The organism is Kitasatospora sp. NBC_01560 (assembly GCF_045208415.1).
Classification (GTDB): Bacteria; Actinomycetota; Actinomycetes; order Streptomycetales; family Streptomycetaceae; genus Kitasatospora.
Map to the genome: position 1 here is coordinate 4,941,408 of NZ_CP109364.1, position 17,586 is coordinate 4,958,993.

At 74.7% G+C, this 17,586-nt stretch carries 14 protein-coding genes and 1 pseudogene; 11 read left to right on the plus strand and 4 right to left on the minus strand.

Annotated features, from left to right (window positions below; translation table 11 throughout):
* Positions 1 to 90 precede the first annotated feature (90 nt).
* Positions 91 to 2,943 carry a replicative DNA helicase gene (gene dnaB / locus OH807_RS21575; protein ID WP_406201350.1) on the plus strand — a complete coding sequence of 951 codons (2,853 nt, stop codon included), beginning with the start codon at positions 91 to 93 and terminating at the stop codon, positions 2,941 to 2,943.
* A 72-nt stretch (positions 2,944 to 3,015) separates the two neighbouring features.
* Here the strand turns inward: dnaB and OH807_RS21580 are convergent, their stop codons facing one another.
* Together OH807_RS21580 and manA are read right to left on the minus strand one after the other, a co-directional pair.
* Positions 3,016 to 3,582: a dihydrofolate reductase family protein gene (locus tag OH807_RS21580; protein ID WP_406201353.1), complete on the minus strand. Its 567-nt coding sequence runs from the start codon at positions 3,580 to 3,582 to the stop codon at positions 3,016 to 3,018.
* Positions 3,583 to 3,709: 127 nt separating this feature from the next.
* The gene (manA, locus tag OH807_RS21585; RefSeq protein WP_406201355.1) at positions 3,710 to 4,909 is read right to left on the minus strand and encodes a mannose-6-phosphate isomerase, class I; all 1,200 of its coding nucleotides are present in this window, start codon (positions 4,907 to 4,909) and stop codon (positions 3,710 to 3,712) included.
* Positions 4,910 to 5,237: 328 nt separating this feature from the next.
* Between manA and OH807_RS21590 the strand changes: the two genes are divergently transcribed.
* Positions 5,238 to 5,999 carry a polyprenol monophosphomannose synthase gene (locus OH807_RS21590; protein ID WP_406201357.1) on the plus strand — a complete coding sequence of 254 codons (762 nt, stop codon included), beginning with the start codon at positions 5,238 to 5,240 and terminating at the stop codon, positions 5,997 to 5,999.
* 151 nt (positions 6,000 to 6,150) lie between these two features.
* Here OH807_RS21590 and OH807_RS21595 read toward each other — a convergent pair whose 3' ends face one another.
* Entirely contained in the window at positions 6,151 to 6,510 is a 360-nt protein-coding gene (locus OH807_RS21595; protein WP_406211104.1) for a winged helix-turn-helix transcriptional regulator, read from the minus strand.
* 154 nt (positions 6,511 to 6,664) lie between these two features.
* On the opposite strand from OH807_RS21595, the gene OH807_RS21600 reads away from it, so the two are divergent.
* From OH807_RS21600 to OH807_RS21615, 4 genes and pseudogenes are all read left to right on the plus strand, one after another.
* Positions 6,665 to 7,300, plus strand: coding sequence for an FMN-dependent NADH-azoreductase (locus tag OH807_RS21600; RefSeq protein ID WP_406201360.1), 636 nt, complete (start codon positions 6,665 to 6,667; stop codon positions 7,298 to 7,300).
* 158 nt (positions 7,301 to 7,458) lie between these two features.
* Positions 7,459 to 8,400 carry an MBL fold metallo-hydrolase gene (locus OH807_RS21605; RefSeq protein WP_406201363.1) on the plus strand — a complete coding sequence of 314 codons (942 nt, stop codon included), beginning with the start codon at positions 7,459 to 7,461 and terminating at the stop codon, positions 8,398 to 8,400.
* Between the two features lie 25 nt (positions 8,401 to 8,425).
* Positions 8,426 to 9,369, plus strand: a pseudogene (locus OH807_RS21610) (NTP transferase domain-containing protein).
* A gap of 5 nt (positions 9,370 to 9,374) precedes the next feature.
* Complete coding sequence (locus OH807_RS21615; RefSeq protein WP_406211105.1) at positions 9,375 to 10,580, plus strand: molybdopterin molybdotransferase MoeA; 1,206 nt, start codon at positions 9,375 to 9,377, stop codon at positions 10,578 to 10,580.
* 57 nt (positions 10,581 to 10,637) lie between these two features.
* Here the strand turns inward: OH807_RS21615 and OH807_RS21620 are convergent, their stop codons facing one another.
* The gene (locus OH807_RS21620) at positions 10,638 to 11,636 is read right to left on the minus strand and encodes a potassium channel family protein (RefSeq protein ID WP_406211107.1); all 999 of its coding nucleotides are present in this window, start codon (positions 11,634 to 11,636) and stop codon (positions 10,638 to 10,640) included.
* A gap of 229 nt (positions 11,637 to 11,865) precedes the next feature.
* Here OH807_RS21620 and OH807_RS21625 point away from each other — a divergent pair, with 229 nt between their 5' ends.
* The 5 genes from OH807_RS21625 to OH807_RS21645 all read left to right on the plus strand — a co-directional run bounded on the left by OH807_RS21625 (position 11,866) and on the right by OH807_RS21645 (position 17,514).
* Positions 11,866 to 12,429 carry a YbaK/EbsC family protein gene (locus OH807_RS21625; protein WP_406201365.1) on the plus strand — a complete coding sequence of 188 codons (564 nt, stop codon included), beginning with the start codon at positions 11,866 to 11,868 and terminating at the stop codon, positions 12,427 to 12,429.
* Positions 12,430 to 12,535: 106 nt separating this feature from the next.
* A complete protein-coding gene (locus tag OH807_RS21630) occupies positions 12,536 to 13,513 on the plus strand; it encodes an NAD(P)H-quinone oxidoreductase (RefSeq protein WP_406201367.1) in 978 nt (325 codons plus the stop codon).
* A 195-nt stretch (positions 13,514 to 13,708) separates the two neighbouring features.
* Positions 13,709 to 14,899: a hypothetical protein gene (locus tag OH807_RS21635; protein WP_406201370.1), complete on the plus strand. Its 1,191-nt coding sequence runs from the start codon at positions 13,709 to 13,711 to the stop codon at positions 14,897 to 14,899.
* 210 nt (positions 14,900 to 15,109) lie between these two features.
* Positions 15,110 to 15,715, plus strand: coding sequence for a bacterial proteasome activator family protein (locus tag OH807_RS21640; RefSeq protein ID WP_406201373.1), 606 nt, complete (start codon positions 15,110 to 15,112; stop codon positions 15,713 to 15,715).
* Between the two features lie 383 nt (positions 15,716 to 16,098).
* Entirely contained in the window at positions 16,099 to 17,514 is a 1,416-nt protein-coding gene (locus tag OH807_RS21645) for a protein kinase domain-containing protein (RefSeq protein WP_406201375.1), read from the plus strand.
* Positions 17,515 to 17,586: the final 72 nt, after the last annotated feature.

Here is a 17,586-nt window from a genome sequence, read left to right on the forward strand (position 1 = left end):
GTGGCCCGGTATGAGCAGCGCGGCTCCGCTCGGCCAGGCCACCGGCAAGGCCCGCTCCAACTCGCACCACTCGCTGATCGGGGAACACGCGTGACCGGCCCCCAGTACGACGACCACGACGCCCCGCCGCCGGAGGAGGACTGGCCGGCCGACGACCCGTTCCCGGCCGGTGCCTTCGCCGACGCGCCGTTCCCGGACGGTCCGGGGGACCGGCTGCCGGTCTCGCGCGGCCGCGGTGGGCAGGGCTCGGGCGGTGGGTCCCAGGGCGGGTCCCAGGGCGGCGGCTTCCAGAAGGGCGGCAAGGGCTCCGGGGGGTTCCAGCGCGACGGCAAGCGCGGCCAGGGGGGCCAGGGCGGTCGGGACGAGGACGAGCGCTCCGGGGGCGCCGACGGCTTCGAGCGGGTCCCGCCCCAGGACCTCGCCGCCGAGCAGTCCGTCCTCGGCGGCATGCTGCTCTCCAAGGACGCCATCGCCGACGTCGTCGAGGTGCTCAAGCCGGCCGACTACTACCGCCCCGCCCACGAGCTGATCCACGGGGCGATCCTCGACCTCTACGCCCGCGGCGAGCCGGCCGACCCGATCACCGTCGCCGGTGAGCTCACCAAGCGCGGCGAGCTCACCCGGGTCGGCGGACCGGGCTACCTGCACACCCTGGTCAACTCCGTCCCGACCGCCGCCAACGCCGAGTACTACGCCGAGATCGTCCACGAGCGCGCCGTCCTGCGCCGCCTGGTCGAGGCCGGCACCCGGATCGCCGGCATGGGCTACGCCGCCGAGGGCGACGTGGACGAGATCGTCAACGCGGCCCAGGCGGAGATCTACGCCGTCACCGAGCAGCGGACCAACGAGGACTACGCCCCGCTCGCCGACATCATGGAGGGGGCCCTCGACGAGATCGAGGCGATCGGTTCCCGCAACGGCCAGATGTCCGGCGTCCCCACCGGCTTCGCCGACTTCGACCAGCTGACCAACGGCCTGCACCCCGGCCAGATGATCGTCATCGCGGCCCGCCCGGCCATGGGCAAGGCCCTGGCGCTCGACACCCCGCTGCCCACCCCGGGCGGCTGGACCACCATGGGGGAGGTCCGGACGGGCGACCTCCTGCTCGACGCCTCCGGAAGGCCGACCCGCGTCGTGGCCGCCACGGAGGTGATGACGGACCGGCCGTGCTTCGAGGTCCTGTTCGACGACGGCACCTCCGTGATCGCCGATGCGGATCACCAGTGGCTGACCGAGACCAGGGCCTCGCGCAGGTCCGCCGGCGGGGTCGGTGCCGCGGCCTCGGTCAGGACGACCAAGGAGATCGTCGAGACCCTCCGCTGCGAGACCGCCGACGCGCGCGCGAACCACTCGGTGCGGAACACCGCGGCCCTCGACCTTCCGGACCGTGAGCTGCCCGTCCCGCCGTACACGCTGGGCGCCTGGCTGGGGGACGGCCACAGCGACGCCGCGCGGATCACGTCGGCGGACCCCGAGATCGTCCGTCGCATCGAGGACGACGGCTTCGAGGTCCGCCGGGTGGGTGAATCGCTGACCCACGCCCTGAGGTTCGCGGTGGCACAGCCGGTGTCCCCGGAGCGGTCCTGCGTCGTCTGCGGGAAGACCTTCGTGGCCAAGCTCGCCCAGGTGCGGACCTGTGGGCAGTCGTGTGGTGGCAAGGCCCGCTTCGTCTCGGCCCCGGTCCCCGTGCCCACGTGCGTGGAGTGCGGCAACCCCTGCTCCTCGGCCTTCTCCGAACCCCGCTGCGCCCCCTGCAGCAGGAGCCACGGCAGCCTCCTCGTGGTCCTGCGGACCATGGGTGTCCTGGGGGACAAGCACATCCCCGTGCAGTACCTGCGGGCCTCCGTGGCCCAGCGCCGCGCCCTCCTGGCGGGACTCCTGGACACCGACGGAACCGTCACGAACACGGGGTCGGTGCAGTTCGCCGCCACCAGCAAGGCGTTGGCCGAGGACTTCCGTGAGCTCGTGGTCGGTCTCGGCCACCGATGCGGCATGAGCACCAAGCCGGTCAAGGGGCGTTCCGAGGAGACCTCCACCACCTACGTGGTCACGTTCACCCCGAGGGGTGAGGTCTTCGGCCTGGAGCGGAAGCGGACCGTGCACGAGGAGCGCCGCCGCCCCGCCACGGCGAGGCTGGAGCGGCGATACATCGTGGATGTCCGCGAGGTCGAGAGTGTCCCGGTCCGCTGTGTCGAGGTGGACAACCCGGATCACCTCTACCTGGCCACCCGGGCGATGGTTCCCACGCACAACTCCACGCTCGCGCTGGATTTCGCGCGGGCCTGCTCGATCCAGAACAAGCTGCCGAGCGTGATCTTCTCGCTCGAAATGGGCCGCAACGAGATCGCCATGCGTCTGCTCTCCGCCGAGGCCCGGGTGGCGCTGCACCACATGCGCTCCGGGAACATGACGGACGACGACTGGACGCGGGTCGCCCGCCGGATGCCGGACGTCAGCGAGGCGCCGCTGTTCATCGACGACTCGCCGAACCTGTCGATGATGGAGATCCGCGCCAAGTGCCGCCGGCTCAAGCAGCGCAACGACATCAAGCTGGTCGTCATCGACTACCTCCAGCTGATGCAGTCCGGCGGCTCCCGCCGGGCCGAGAACCGTCAGCAGGAGGTCTCGGACATGTCCCGGAACCTGAAGCTGCTGGCCAAGGAGCTGGAGGTCCCGGTGATCGCGCTCTCCCAGCTGAACCGTGGCCCCGAGCAGCGGACCGACAAGCGGCCGATGGTCTCCGACCTGCGTGAGTCCGGCTCGATCGAGCAGGACGCCGACATGGTCATCCTGCTCCACCGCGAGGACGCGTACGAGAAGGAGTCCCCGCGCGCCGGCGAGGCCGACCTGATCGTGGCCAAGCACCGTAACGGCCCGACCGCCACCATCACCGTGGCCTTCCAGGGCCACTACTCGCGCTTCGTCGACATGACGCGCGACTGACGGCGCCGGTCCAGGGCCCCGCGGCCGGCGGCGCGCACGACATCGGCCGCGGGACCGGCGCGCGGGTGCTGCTCAGCGCCTCGTCCCGTACCTGGTCAGGACGACGCCGCCGGGGAACGTCCGCGTCTCCAGCAGGTCCAGGCTCACCCGGCCGTCCAGCGCGGTGAAGAACGGCGTGCCGCTGCCCACCAGGACCGGATGGGTGGCGATCACGTACTCGTCGATCAGCCCGGCGCGCATGGCCGCCCCGGCGAGCGTCGCGCCGCCGATGGTCATCGGGCCGCCCTCCCCGGCCTTGAGCCGGGTGATCTCGGCGATCGCGTCGCCGGTGACCAGGCGGGCGTTCCAGCCGACCTCGTCGATCGTCGAGGAGAACACCACCTTCGGCGTGTCCCGCCAGTTCCGCGCGAACTCGGCCTCCGCCGGGGTGGCGTCGGGCCGCTGGTCGCCGGTCGGCCAGTAGGAGCTCATCGTCTCCCACAGCTTGCGCCCGTACAGCGACAGGCCACTCGCCCGCTCGTGGTCGAGCCACCACCGGAACAGCTCGTCGCTCGGCGGTCCGCTCCAGCCGATGTCGTCGCCGGCCGCGGCGATGTAGCCGTCCAGGGTCAGGTTCATGCCGTAGACCAGTTTCCGCATGGCCCAGCCTTCCGTCCGTGGGTGTTCGGCGTACGGACCCAGCGTGGCGCGGGAAACCCGTCTGTGCGCGGTGCGGGCCCGCCTCCCCGGCAGGGAGGCGGGCCCGGATGCCCCGGGGGCGCGGCGGTCAGAGGGTGACGGTCGCGCGGAAGACGGTGGCCCCGGTGCCAACGAGCCGGGTGCCGGTGCCGGTCGCGGGGAGGAAGACGGACTCGCCGCGGGCGAGGTCCAGGGTGGTGCCGTCGGCGGCGGTGAGCCGGGCGGTGCCCGCGGTGCAGAACAGGATCTGCGGGGTACGGCCGTCGATCTCGCGCTCCCGGCCGTCCAGGGTGAACCGGGAGAGCCGGAACTCGTCGATCGGGACGGGGTAGAGCTCCTCGCCGGGGGTGCCCTCGACGGGGGTCGGGGCCAGCGGCTCCGGTGCGCCCGGGGCGAACCTGACCACCTTGAGCAGCTCGGGCAGGTCGATGTGCTTGGGGGTGAGCCCGGCCCGCAGCACGTTGTCGGAGTTGGCCTGCAGCTCGACGCAGACGCCGTGCAGATAGGCGTGCGGCACCCCGGCGCCCAGGTAGAGCGCCTGGCCGGGCCGGAGCCGGACGGCGTTGAGCAGCAGCCCGGCGATCAGGCCGCGGTCGCCGGGGAATTCGCGGGTGATCCGGGTGTACAGCGCGTACGGGCCGTCCGGGTCGCCGGCGGCCGCCTTGTCGACGGCCTCCGCGGTGTCCCGGACGGTCGTGGCGACGGCGGCCGCGTCCATGGTGAGGACGGCGGCCAGGGTGCTGCGCAGGGCCTCGGACTCGTCCTCGCCGTGCAGCAGGGCGATCAGCGGGTCGAGTGCGGGCACCCGGAGAGCGGCCATCAGGGCGGCCGCGTCGGCGGGCCTGCGGAAGCCGCAGAGGCCGTCGAACTCGTCCAGTGCGCAGATGAGTTCGGGCTTGTGGTTGGCATCGCGGTAGCTGCGGTGCGGGGCGTCGGGCGCAATCCCCAGGGCGTTCTCCGCGGCGTACCCGGCCCGGGCCTGTTCGAGCGTCGGGTGGGCCTGGATGGAGAGCGGGATGCCGGCGGCCAGCACCTTGAACAGGAACGGGAGGGTGGGGCCGAACCGAGCCACGGTGGCGGCACCCAGCTCGCCCTCGGGATCGGCGGCGATCAGCTCGTCCAGCGGGCGCGGTCCGGCCCCCCGGTCGGTGCGGGACGGGGCCCCGGGGTGGGCACCCATCCACAGCTCGGCCTGCGGGTCACCGGTGGGTTCCTGCCCGAGCAGCTCGGGGAGTGCGGTGACCGACCCCCAGGCGTACGGGCGGACAGTGTTGACGAGCCTGTCCATGCGCGCGGTCCTGCTCCTCTGCTGCAGTGGCTGGTGTGCCGGATCGCCGGTTCGCCGGGGGCGGGCCCGGGGTGCGGGCGACCCGGGCCAGGGCCGGGCATCGACCCTAGCCGACCGGCGCCGCCGCCGGGGAAACGGCCGGGGGTGCGGGGAAGTGCCGGTCCGGAGCGGCGGAGGCGTTCCGGTGGTCCGGGAACGCGGTAGTAGGATGCCAGGACGCAGTGGTTTCCACAGTGGTTTCCAGGCCGGCGGGACGCCGGCGGGGGCTGCGTTCAGAGTGCGGGCAACGGTGACTGGCACTTCCCGCCACCGGCCGAGAGGTTTGTACGTGACCGTGAACCAGCAGAGTTTTGCTGATCTCGGCAGGGTGCTGGTGATCATCCCGACGTTCAACGAGGCAGAGAACGTCGAGCGGATCGTCGGCCGGGTCCGTGCCGCGGTGCCCGAGGCCCACGTCCTGGTCGCCGATGACAACAGCCCGGACGGCACCGGCGAGCTCGCCGACAAGCTGGCCGCCGAGGACCCGAACGTGCACGTGATGCACCGCCGGGGCAAGGAGGGGCTGGGCGCCGCCTACCTGGCCGGCTTCCGCTGGGGCATCGACAACGGCTACGACGTCCTGGTCGAGATGGACGCGGACGGCTCGCACCAGCCCGAGGAGCTGGACCGGCTGCTGGGCGCACTGCGCGGCGCGGACCTCGTGCTCGGCTCGCGCTGGGTGCCGGGCGGCCGGGTGGTGAACTGGCCGAAGTCCAGGCTGCTGCTCTCCCGCGGTGGTTCGACCTACTCGCGGCTGATGCTGAACGTGCCGATCCGGGACGTCACCGGCGGCTACCGCGCGTTCCGCAAGGAGACGCTGCTGGGCCTGGGCATGGACGAGGTCGCCTCGGCCGGGTACTGCTTCCAGGTCGACCTGGCCTGGCGGACGGTGAAGGCCGGATTCAAGGTGGCCGAGGTGCCGATCACCTTCGTCGAGCGCGAGCTGGGCGCGTCGAAGATGAGCCGGCACATCGTGATCGAGGCGCTCTGGCGCGTCACCTCTTGGGGCGTTGCCGACCGGGTCGCCAAGCTGACCGGTCGCAAGGCCTGATCGCCCGGCCGCAGGGCCGGGGCGGACGGAAGCGCCCGGGCAGAAGAAGCTCCGGGACAGAAGAAGCTCCGGGACAGAAGAAACGTAGAAGCGCTCGGGCCCGCCTGTACCCACAGGCGGGCCCGAGCGCTTTCGGCTGTCGGGGTGCGGCTCAGCAGCTGCCCGGCGGCCTGAGCGCGCTGGCCGGCAGGTGCCGGTCGGCCCAGACCGCGAGCTCGGTGAGGGCGGGGCGCAGTGCGGCGCCGGCCTCGGTGAGGCGGTAGCTGACCCGCAGCGGGGGGCCTTCGTCCACCTCGCGCAGGACGAGACCGGCATCGGCCAGCTCGGTGAGGCGGTCGGAGAGCATCCGTTCGCTGATGCCCGGCACGGTGCGGCGCAGCTCGGAGAAGTAGGCCGGGCCGTTGTTGGTGAGCACGGCGACGATCAGGCCGGTCCAGCGCTTGCCGAGCAGGGTGAACACCCGGGTGAGTGCCACCTCGGCGCCGGTGCAGGCCTGCGGTGTTCCGCACATCTCGGGAACGGTGTGGGCCTCGTCGGTCACTACCTCGTGCTGGGCCATGCGTACAGCGTACCCCGCCGATCCCTAGTGACTATAGAAAAGTAAGCTGCTACGGTACTTGCAGCTGCGGCGGAAAGAGCAGCTACTTATCCGATGGAGGTTCGCCATGCCCACCCTGCTGCACATCGACTCGTCCGCCTTCACCGACGGCTCCGTCTCCCGGGAGGTCTCGGCCGCCTTCCGCGCCGCCTGGCAGGCCCAGCACCCGGACGGCACCGTGATCCACCGGGACCTCGCCGTCCGGCCGGTGCCGCACCTGGACGTCCACGGCATCACCGCCGGGTTCGCCCCGGCCGGCGGGCGCAGCCCCGAGCAGGCCGCCGCCTTCGCGCTGCGCGAGGAGCTGATGGCGGAGCTGGAGCAGGCGGACGCCGTGGTGATCGGCACGCCGATGTACAACTTCACGATCCCGTCCAGCCTCAAGGCCTGGCTGGACCAGGTGATCCTGGTCGGCCGGACGGCGGGGGAGAGCCCTTCGGCGGCCGGCACGCCCGTCACCGTGGTCGCGGCGCGCGGCGGCTCGTACGCGCCCGGCGCCCCGCGCGAGCCGTTCGAGTTCGTCACCACCTACCTGGAGAAGGTGCTGACCGGGATGCTCGGGCTGGAGGTCGACTTCATCGTCCCCGAGTTCACCCTGGCGGCGACCGTCCCGGCGATGGCCGACTTCGTCGAGCAGGCCGCGGAGTCCAAGGCCCGCGCGCTGGAGGACGCGGCGCGCAGGGCCAAGGCGCTCGCCGTCTGAGCACGGGGCCGGGAGCCCGCCGCCGGCCGTGGCGGTCACCGGGCCCGGACGTCACCGGGAAGGCGCGCCCGCCGGGCGCGCCTTCCCGGCATTCACCGGCCCGTACTCCCATGCTGTAGGGCGCAGGGAGTCCGACCGCCGACCAGAGGGAGCAGCCCGTGACGTCGTCCCCGCCCGAGGAGAGCGCCGGCGCGGAGCGTGCGGACGCCGTGGACGGCACCGGCCGCGGGAGCGCCGGGGCCCGGCCGCTGGAGGTCGCGGTCTTCACCGGCCCCGAGTCGGCGTTCTTCGCCACCTCCACCCTGATCCTCGGCGAGCACACCGCGATCCTGGTCGACGCCCAGCTCACCCGGAGCGCCGGCCGCGAGCTGGCGGAGTGGGTCGCCGGGAAGGGCCGCCGGCTGCTGGCCATCGTCATCACCCACCAGCACCCCGACCACTACTTCGGCGCCGAGGAGGTGCTGAAGCTCTTCCCGGAGGCGCAGCTGCTCGCCGCGCCGCCGGTGGTGGACGGCATCCTGCGCACGGCTGCCGCCAAGGTCGCCCAGTGGAAGCCGGTGTACGGCGACGACATCCCCGACCACCCGCTGGTGCCCGCCCCGCTGCTGCCCCAGCCGCTGATGGTCGATCGCCAGGTGATCCCGGTGCTGCTGCTCGGCCAGGCGGACTGCGACGGCTCCACCGTGGTGCACGTGCCCAGCATCCGCACCGTGATCGCGGGGGACTTCGTCTACAACGGCACCCACGTCTGGACCGCCGACACCACCCCCGGGCAGCGCACCGCGTGGGCGCGCAACCTCGGCCGGATCGCCGAACTCGGCCCCGAGCGGGTCATCGCCGGCCACCGGGCGCCCGGCCAGGGCGACGAGGCGGCCCGGGTGCTCGCCTTCACCGGGGAGTACCTCCAGGACTTCGACCGGATGCTGGCCCGGCACCCGGGCGACCCGGAGGCGCTGGCCACCGCGATGAACGAGCGGTACGGCGAGCTCACCCTGCCGGTCATCCTGGAGCTCAGCGCCGCCGCCAACACCGCCCGGCAGCCGCCCGCGGCCGACGAGGACGGGATCGTCGACGCGGAGATCGTGGACGACGAGGACTGAACCGGCCGGGGCGGATACTGGCGGCATGACGCCGTACGACGTGATCGTGCCCGCCGGTGGGGCCGCCCGGCGGCTCGGCGGGCAGGACAAGCCGGGTCTGACCGTCGGCGGGACGACGCTGCTGGACCGGGTGCTCGCCGCCTGCGCGGGGGCCCGCACCACCGTGGTGGTCGGCCCGGCCCGGCCGACCGCCCGCAGCGGCGTCCGCCTGACCCGCGAGCAGCCGCCCGGCGGCGGGCCGGTGGCGGCCGTCGCCGCGGGCCTGGCCGGGGTGACCGCGCCCGTCGTCCTGCTGCTCGCCGCCGACCTGCCGTTCCTCGACGGGCGCACCGTCCGCCGGCTCGTCACCGCCCTGGCCGGGGCGGGCCAGGAGACCGCGGCCGTCGTCCTGGTCGACGCCGCCGGGCGGGACCAGCCGCTCGCCGCCGCCTACCGCACCGACCCGCTGCGCAGCGCGCTGGCCGCCCTCGGGGACCCGGCCGGCCTCCCGCTGCGCCGCCTGACCGGCGGCCTGCCCACCCTGCGGCTGGCCGACACCGACGACGTCACGTACGACTGCGACACCTGGGAGGACCTGGAGCGCGCCCGCGAGCGCGCGGGCGGGCAGCCGTCCGCGCACGGCGCCGCGCGGGCCGAGTGAGCGAAATGACGCGCGGCGCTCACCGGCCGAACACCCCGGGGAAACCGGTGATCAGGCAGCATGGGCGCATGGAGCGCACGCTGGATGACTGGGTGGCCGAGGTCGGGGCCGAGCTGGGGATCGACCTGGACGTCGACGTCCGTGGACTGCTCGACCTCGCCCGGGTGGTCGCGCACGGGGTGGCCAGGCCCGCCGCGCCGCTGACCGCCTTCCTGATCGGCTACGCGGCCGCGCAGCGGGGCGGTGGCCCGGAGGCGGTCGCCGAGGCGTCCCGGCGCACCGCCGAGCTGGCCGAACGCTGGGCGGCGGACCGGCCGGAGCAGCCGTGAGCACGGTGGAGGAGGAGCCCTTGCTCGGGTACGCCCCGGCCGACGGCCCGGCCGCGCTCACCTGGGGGCAGGCCCGGGAGGCCGCCCGCCGGGCCGGGCTGCACCCACTGCCGCCGCAGCTCCTCGACCTCGCCGGGACGCTCGGCCGGACGCTCGCCGAACCGCTCACCGCGCTCACCGACCTGCCCGCCTTCGACACCTCGGCGATGGACGGCTGGGCGGTCTCCGGGCCGGGCCCCTGGCGGGTGGCCGGCCGGCTGCTGGCCGGCCGGGAGGCCGGGGAGCCGCTGGCCGACGGCGCCGCCGTGGAGATCGCCACCGGGGCGCAGCTGCCGCCCGGTGCGACGGCGGTGCTCCGCCGCGAGCACGGCGGGCTGGCCGGGACGCTGCTGCACGACCGCACCCCGGGCTCGCTGACCACCGGCCAGGACGTCCGCCCGCGCGGCCAGGAGTGCCGCCGGGGCGAGGCGCTGCTCGCCGCCGGTACCCGGGTCGGTCCGGCGGTGCTGGGGCTGGCCGCGGCCTGCGGCCACGACCGGCTGGCCGTCCGCCGCCGGCCGGTGGTCGAGCTGTTGGTACTGGGTGACGAACTGCTCGGATCCGGCCTGCCGCGGCCGGGCCTGGTCCGGGACGCACTGGGGCCGCTGCTGCCGCCCTGGCTGCGCGCGGCCGGGGCCGAGGTGAGCGGGGTGCGGGCGGTCCGGGACGACTTCGGCCTGCTCCGGGACGCCGTCCGGGACTCCGCGGCCGACGTGGTGGTGACCACCGGCGGGACGGCCGCCGGCCCGGTGGACTACCTCCACCGGGCGCTCGCCGAGGTCGGTGCCCGGCTGCTGGTGGACGGGGTCGCCGTCCGCCCGGGCCACCCGATGCTGCTCGCCGAGCTCCCCGGCGGGCGCCACCTGGTCGGCCTGCCCGGCAATCCGCTGGCCGCGGTGGCCGGGACGGTCACGCTGGCGCTGCCACTGCTGCACGCCCGGGGCGGCCGCTCGGCCGGTGAACCGGCGCTCGCGCCCGCCGCCGTCGGGCTGCCCGGCCACCCCGCCGACACCCGGCTGCTGCCGGTCCGCCGGACGGCGCGCGGTGTCGTCCCGCTGGCCTTCGACGGCCCGGCGATGCTGCGGGGCTTGGCCCGCGCCGAGGCGCTCGCGGTGGTGCCGCCCGGCGGGGTGGCGGCCGGTGCCGCGGTCGAGCTGCTGGAGGCCCCGTGAGCCGCGGCCGCGGCGGGCGGTCCGGCGCCCTCGGTGCGGTGCGGGGCGGCGGAGCCCTCAGCCGCCCGGCGTGACGGCCGGCCTGATGGTGATGATCCGGTCGGTGAGCTGGAGGATGGCGGCCTCCGGGTCGGTGTAGTTGAGCACCCGGCGGCCGCGGACCACGGCGACCACGAGGTCGGCGCACTCGCGCGGGCTGCGCCCGGCCTCGGCCCGGGTGACCGGGCGCTCGTACACGTCCAGGCCGGTGCCGTAGGTGAGCAGGTCCTCCATCACCGCGCCGGCGTGCGGGCTGAGCATCGACATGCCGAGCAGCCGGCCCGCCGAACTGGAGCTGGTCACCACGACGTCGGCGCCGCTCTGGCGCAGCAGCGGGGCGTTCTCGTCCTCCCGCACGGCGGCGACCACGGTGGCGCCCTTGTTGAGCTGGCGGGCGGTCAGGGTGATCAGCACGGCGGTGTCGTCGCGCTCGGGGGCGACCACCACCCGGGCGGCCCGGGGGAGTTCGGCCCGCAGCAGGGTCTCGGTGCGGGTGGCGTCACCGACCACGCCGGTCAGGCCGTCCAGGGTGGCCTGCTCGATCACCTTGCGCTGCGGGTCGACGACCACGATCTCGTCCCGGCGGACGCCCTGCACGATCAGGGTGTCGACGGCGCTGCGGCCCTTGGTGCCGTAGCCGATCACGACGGTGTGTTCCCTCACTGCGGACCTCCAGCGTCCGATCCGCCACTGCCGGCGGGTGCGTTCGGTGAGCACTTCGAGCGTGGTGCCGACCAGGATGATCAGGAAGAGCACACGCAGCGGGGTGATCACGAAGATGTTGGTGAGCCGGGCGCCGTCACTGAACGGGGTGATGTCGCCGTACCCGGTGGTGGAGAGCGTCACGGTGGCGTAGTACGCCGCGTCGAGGAAGCTCAGGCCCCCGCCGGCGTTGTCGTTGTAGCCGTCGCGGTCGAGCCAGACGATCACGGTGGTGGCCACCAGGACACCGAGCGCCACCAGCAGCCGCCCGGACACCTGGCTCAGCGGCGCCCGTTGCCGCTGGGCGGGAAGCATGATCCGGTCGCCGGCCTCGACGTCGGCCGCGCTCCGGCCGCCGCGGCGCTCCGACAGCCGGTGCCGGAGGCCGGTCTGGTTCGCCCCGGAGGGCCGCTCACCGTTGGTCACGTGTCCAAGGATGACGTGGCGGCGGGGCCGGCGGAGCCCGGGGCGGCGGGTTCCCGGGCGTGTCGGTACCGGGTCGTTGTCGTCCGGGCCCGCCGCACCGGGATTTAGGGTTCGTGTCATGACTGAGCAACCACAGCTTCCCTTCGGCACGTTCGCGTCGGTCGCCCGGGCCCTGGACGTCGGCGAACTGCTCGCCGGGCCGGTCGCGGACGCCCTCAAGAACTGGGACGACCAGGAGGCCGCCCGTTCCGTGCTGTACGTGGACACCGACCCGGAGAAGGCCGACACCGCGGTGTTCTGCGAGACCTACGGGGTGCCGCTGGAGGCCTCGGCGAACTGCGTGGTGGTCGCCGCCAAGCGCGGTGGGGAGACCACGCTCGCCGCCTGCCTGGCGCTCGCGCACACCCGGGTCGACGTCAACCGGACGGTCCGCAAGCGCCTGGACGCGCGCAAGGCCTCGTTCGCGCCGATGGACACCGCGGTGGCGGAGACCGGCATGGAGTACGGCGGGATCACCCCGCTCGGGCTGCCGGCCGGCTGGCCGCTGCTGATCGACGCGGCGGTGGCCGCCACGCCGCACGTGCTGGTGGGCAGCGGGCGCCGGCGGGGCAAGCTGATCCTGCCGGGCCACGTGCTGGCGGGGCTGCCCGGCGCCGAGGTGGTGCCGGAGGCGGCTGCCTGACGCCGCGCCGGCGCAGCGGCGGGGGCGGGGCCGGTACCCGGCCGGAGCCCGCGCGGGCGGCGCGGTTCGTCCCCGCGGGGCGGCCGGCACGCAGTAGCTTCGGGGCATGCATGCGATGACGATTCCTGAACCCGGCGGGCCCGAGGCACTGGTCTGGGCGGAGGTGCCGGATCCGGTGCCCGGCGACGGCGAGGTCCTGGTCGAGGTGGCGGCCACCGCGGTCAACCGGGCCGACCTGCTCCAGCGGCAGGGCTTCTACAACCCGCTGCCCGGCACCTCCCCCTACCCCGGTCTGGAGTGCGCGGGCCGGATCGTCGCCCTCGGGCCCGGGGTGGCCGGCTGGGCGGTCGGCGACGAGGTCTGCGCGCTGCTGTCCGGCGGCGGCTACGCGCAGCTGGTCGCGGTGCCGTCGGGCCAGCTGCTGCCCGTCCCGAAGGGCCTCACCGTGGAGCAGGCCGCCGCGCTGCCTGAGGTGGTCTCGACGGTGTGGTCCAACGTCTTCCTCACCGCCCACCTGCGGCCCGGCGAGACCGTCCTGCTGCACGGCGGGGCCAGCGGCATCGGGACGATGGCGATCCAGCTGGCCAAGGCGGTCGGCGCCCGGGTGGCGGTGACGGCGGGCAGCGCCGAGAAGCTGGCCCGGTGCACCGAGCTGGGTGCGGACATCGCGATCAACTACCGCGAGCAGGACTTCGTCGAGGTGCTCCGGGAGGCCACCGGTGGTGCCGGGGCGGACGTGATCCTGGACATCATGGGCGCCAAGTACCTGCAGCGGAACGTGGACGCGCTGGCGGTCAACGGGCGGCTGGTGATCATCGGCCTGCAGGGCGGGGTCAAGGGCGAGCTCGACCTCAACGCCCTGCTGCGCAAGCGCGGCGCGGTGATCGCCACCAATCTGCGCGGCCGGCCGCTGGCGGAGAAGGCCGCGATCGTGGCGGCGGTGCGCGAGCACGTCTGGCCGCTGGTGGAGTCCGGGGTGGTCCGGCCGGTGATCGACCGGGTGCTGCCGCTGTCCGGGGCGGCCGACGGGCACCGGGCGCTGGAGGCCGGCGAGCAGGTCGGCAAGGTCGTGCTGCGGGCCTGAGCCGGCTGCGGGGGAGCGGCGCGGGCGGGGGGCGGCGGAGCGCAGGGGACGGGGTGGCGGAGCGCGGGGGACGGCCGGGCGGTTGGTGCACAGCCGTTCGAAATGCCCGAAATGCCGGATTGTGTGAATCTGGTCGGGAGCTGTCCCGCCGCCGACCCCGCCCGTGCGCGGTCGGCCGTCGGAAGGACCTCGACCGTGGCCGCACCTTCGAAGACGTCCCTCGGGCCGCTGCCCGCCGTGCCCTCCCGCAGCCGTCCCCGTCACCGGGCCTGCGTCCGGCTGCGGCTGCTGCTCACGGTGGCGGCGCTCGGGCTCGCCGGACCGCTCGGCGTGGTGCCGGTCGCCGTGGCCGCCCCGGCCGATCCCGCCGGCTCGCCGGGCGGAACGGCGGGGACTTTCCTGTCCGGCGCCCCGGCCGCGCCCGCCGCCCCGGTGCCGGCGGGGCCGTCCGGTGCGGCCGAACCGGCTGAACCCGCCGAACCGGTTGAACCCGCCGAAGCCGCGGACCCCGCTGGCCCCGCGGACCCGGCCGAACCGGCCGAACCGGCCGAACCGGCCGAGGCCCCCGCGGCCTCCCCGGCCACCGGGCCCGGCAGGTCCGGCTCGCCGTCCGCGGGGGTGGGGACGGCAGTGACCGCGGCACCGTCCACCACCGGGCCCGCAGCCGGGCCCGCAGCCGGGCCCGCGTCCGATCCGCCGCCCTCCGCCGGACCGTCCCCCGAAGCCCCGCCGTCCCCGTCCGCCCCGTCCCCGTCCGCCCCGGAGCCGACCGTCTCGGAGCCGACCGCCCAGGAGCCGACCGCCCCGGAGTTGACCGCTTCGGAACCGTCCGCCCCGGAGCCGGCCGGCCCGCCCGCACCCCCGGCGGGTGCCGGGGCCGCGGAGGCCGCACCGGACCCGGCCGCCCAGCCCTCGCCCGCCGTCTCCGGACCGGCCGCCGCCCCGCCGCAGCACCAGGCCGGACGCCCCGGGCCCGGGCCGGCCCTCGGCGGATCCCGGGCCGCGTGGGCGGCGGTCGGGCACCGGCACCGGCCTGCCTCGGCACCCGAGCGCGCCGACGCCGCCCCCGGCGGGCTGCCTGCGGAGATCCCCGCCGGAGCCGTGCAGGCCCCCGGGCAGCCGGCCACGGCGGACCGGCCCGCGCCGGGCACCCCGGGGACGGGCACCGCCGACCCGGAGGCCTCCGGGCCGGCCGAGGACGCCGCAGCCCCGGACACCGCGACGCTGGCCGCCGGGCAGCCCGCCGGGCAGGCGATCGCGGCGGGGGCCGCCGCCGTCCCCGCCCGCTGGGGCGACGCCTCCACGCTCCAGCTGCCGCTGGGCGCCGGCCTGGGGCTGATCGGCTGCGGCCTGGGCCTGATCGGGCTGCGCCTGCGCAAGGGCTGAGCCCCGCTGCCCGCACCGCCCGCACCGCGCGGCAGCCCCTCGGGTGCGCCCCCGCCGCGCACCCCTCGCCGCACGCGAACTGAGTATCCGTACGGATACCGGGCCGCCGGGCGGCGGCGTAGCGTCCTGCCCGGGGCGGGCGGAACCGGTGGGCGGTGCTGCTGCCGGGGGCTGCCGCCCGACCAACCCCAGTGAGGGAGAATGTGGTTCATGACGAATCCGATGAACGAGCGCTCGCCGCAGGAGCTGTACCAGGCCATGGGCGGGCAGTCGCAGGACGGCCAGAAGGTGCTGATCGTCGGACCGGACGGGCTGCCGGTCGGCCAGGGTTTCGCGGTTTCCTCCGGGGACGAGGGCGATGTGCCGCGTGAACTCCCGGTGACCGAGATGGTGGAGCAGCCCGCCAAGGTCATGCGGATCGGCAGCATGATCAAGCAGTTGTTGGAGGAGGTCCGGGCGGCCCCCCTCGACGAGGCCAGCCGCGCGCGACTGAAGGACATCCACGCCAGCTCCATCAAGGAGCTGGAGCTCGGCCTGGCCCCCGAACTGGTCGCCGAGCTGGAGCGGTTGTCGCTGCCGTTCACCGAGGACTCGATCCCCACCGAGGCCGAGCTGCGGATCGCGCAGGCGCAGCTGGTCGGCTGGCTGGAGGGACTGTTCCACGGCATCCAGACCGCCCTGTTCGCCCAGCAGATGGCGGCGCGGGCGCAGCTGGAGCAGATGCGCCGGGCGCTGCCGCCCGGCCTGCACGGCAGTGAGCAGGAGGGCGACGACCCGGGCGAGGGCCGTGGGATCCGCTCCGGTCCGTACCTGTAGCAGTGCCGGGCCCCGGCCGGCCCCGGCCGGGGCTCCGCGGCGCGCACCGGGCCGCCGGACGTCCCGGAACCGTGGGACGTGCGGGACGTGCGGGACGTACCGGAACTGCAGGAAATCCCGGGTTTCGGACGTACCGCCACGATCCGGCACCGGGGGGCGGCGCCGCACGCCGCACCACCGGGCAGCGGGTCGCGGCTCGGACACAGTGTCGGCCCTGGGCCGATCGGTGTCGTCGTGAGCCGATACCCTGAGCGCCTGTCGCAGGCCGGGCGAGCGCCGCGACAGGGGCGGGCAGGCGGAGAACGCGGGCCCGGACCACGCACGGACGAGACCGAACGTCACGGCTGCGGCCGCACCGCCGCGCCGAGGGGGAGCAGGGGACCATGAGCGAGCACGGCAACGCGGTCGAGGGCCACTCCCTGGGCAACGGCAGGTACGTGCTTCAGCGGGTGCTCGGCGAGGGCGGCATGGCTTCCGTGCACCTCGCCTACGACAACGTGCTGGACCGCCAGGTCGCGCTGAAGAGCATGCACGCCGAGCTGGGCCGCGACGACACCTTCAAGGAGCGGTTCCGCCGCGAGGCCCAGTCGGTGGCCCGGCTGGAGCACACCAACATCGTCACCGTCTACGACAGCGGCGAGGACATCGCCGCGGACGGCTCCAGCACGCCGTTCATCGTGATGCAGCTGGTCGACGGCAAGGGCCTGCGGGACGCGATCAACGAGGCCGTCGCGCAGTACGGCGCGATGCCGGTCGAGGAGGCGCTGCGGATCACCGTCGGCGTACTCAACGCGCTGGAGGCCTCGCACGACCAGGGCCTGGTCCACCGTGACATCAAGCCCGGCAACGTCATGTTCGACCGCAAGGGCACCGTCAAGGTGATGGACTTCGGCATCGCCCGCGCGCTGGACAGCGGGGTCACCTCGATGACCCAGACCGGCATGGTGGTCGGCACCCCGCAGTACCTCTCGCCCGAGCAGGCGCTCGGCAAGCCGGTGGACGCCCGCTCCGACCTCTACTCGGTCGGCGTGATGCTCTTCGAGATGCTCACCGGCCAGCTGGTCTTCGACGGCGACTCGGCGTTCTCGATCGCCTACAAGCACGTGCAGGAGGAGCCCTCCGCGCCGTCCGCCATCAACCGGGCGGTCAGCCCGTCGGTGGACGCCTTCGTCGCCCAGGCGCTGCGCAAGGACCCGGCGCACCGGTTCGCCAGCGCGGCCGCGATGCGCGACGAGGCCGAGCGGCTGATCGCGGTGGAGAAGGGCGGCGGCGGCGGGAACCCGCTGCAGGCCAGCACGCCGCTGGTGATCACCGACGGCCCGCGGTCGGCGCACGCCGCCCCGCAGGCCCCGCAGACGCCGCACCCGCAGTACCTCCAGCAGGGCGGTCCGCAGCAGTACCAGACCCCGCCGCCGCAGTACCGGACGCCGCCGCCGGCCTTCCAGGCCCCGCAGTACCAGACCCAGCCGCCGCAGTACCAGACGCCGCCGCCGGCCTTCCAGAGCCCGCCGCCGGCGTTCCAGACCCCGCCGCCCTTCCCGCAGCAGGCGCACACCCCGCCGCCGCAGCCGATGCCGCCGTTCCAGCCCGTCCCGGCCTCGAACAGCGGCGGCTGCTCCACCGCGCTGGTGATCGTCGGCATCATCGTCGGCGTGATCGTGCTCGCGATCATCATCATCGCGATCGTCGTGACCAAGGCCGAGAAGAACACCAGCACGAGCAAGTCCACGTACGGAAGCGGTCGTAGCGCCGTCGTCCTGCAGGTGGACACCCCGGCCGACCGGAATGGCCTGCTCTGATGCTTTCCGCCCGGATCGGGCGTGCTACGGGGTATGGCCGGAGGCGGTAGCGTTCGGGGACACGAAGCGACA

Bases quoted from the DNA above. Each gene is read 5' to 3' on its own strand.
- OH807_RS21630 (WP_406201367.1), top strand. From the start codon at position 12,536: ATGCATGCGATGACGATTCCTGAACCCGGCGGGCCCGAGGCACTGGTC.
- OH807_RS21640 (WP_406201373.1), top strand. From the start codon at position 15,110: ATGACGAATCCGATGAACGAGCGCTCGCCGCAGGAGCTGTACCAGGCC.
- OH807_RS21580 (WP_406201353.1), bottom strand. From the start codon at position 3,582: ATGCGGAAACTGGTCTACGGCATGAACCTGACCCTGGACGGCTACATC.
- OH807_RS21595 (WP_406211104.1), bottom strand. From the start codon at position 6,510: ATGTGCGGAACACCGCAGGCCTGCACCGGCGCCGAGGTGGCACTCACC.
- manA (WP_406201355.1), bottom strand. From the start codon at position 4,909: ATGGACAGGCTCGTCAACACTGTCCGCCCGTACGCCTGGGGGTCGGTC.
- OH807_RS21620 (WP_406211107.1), bottom strand. From the start codon at position 11,636: ATGCTTCCCGCCCAGCGGCAACGGGCGCCGCTGAGCCAGGTGTCCGGG.
- OH807_RS21600 (WP_406201360.1), top strand. From the start codon at position 6,665: ATGCCCACCCTGCTGCACATCGACTCGTCCGCCTTCACCGACGGCTCC.
- OH807_RS21625 (WP_406201365.1), top strand. From the start codon at position 11,866: ATGACTGAGCAACCACAGCTTCCCTTCGGCACGTTCGCGTCGGTCGCC.
- OH807_RS21645 (WP_406201375.1), top strand. From the start codon at position 16,099: ATGAGCGAGCACGGCAACGCGGTCGAGGGCCACTCCCTGGGCAACGGC.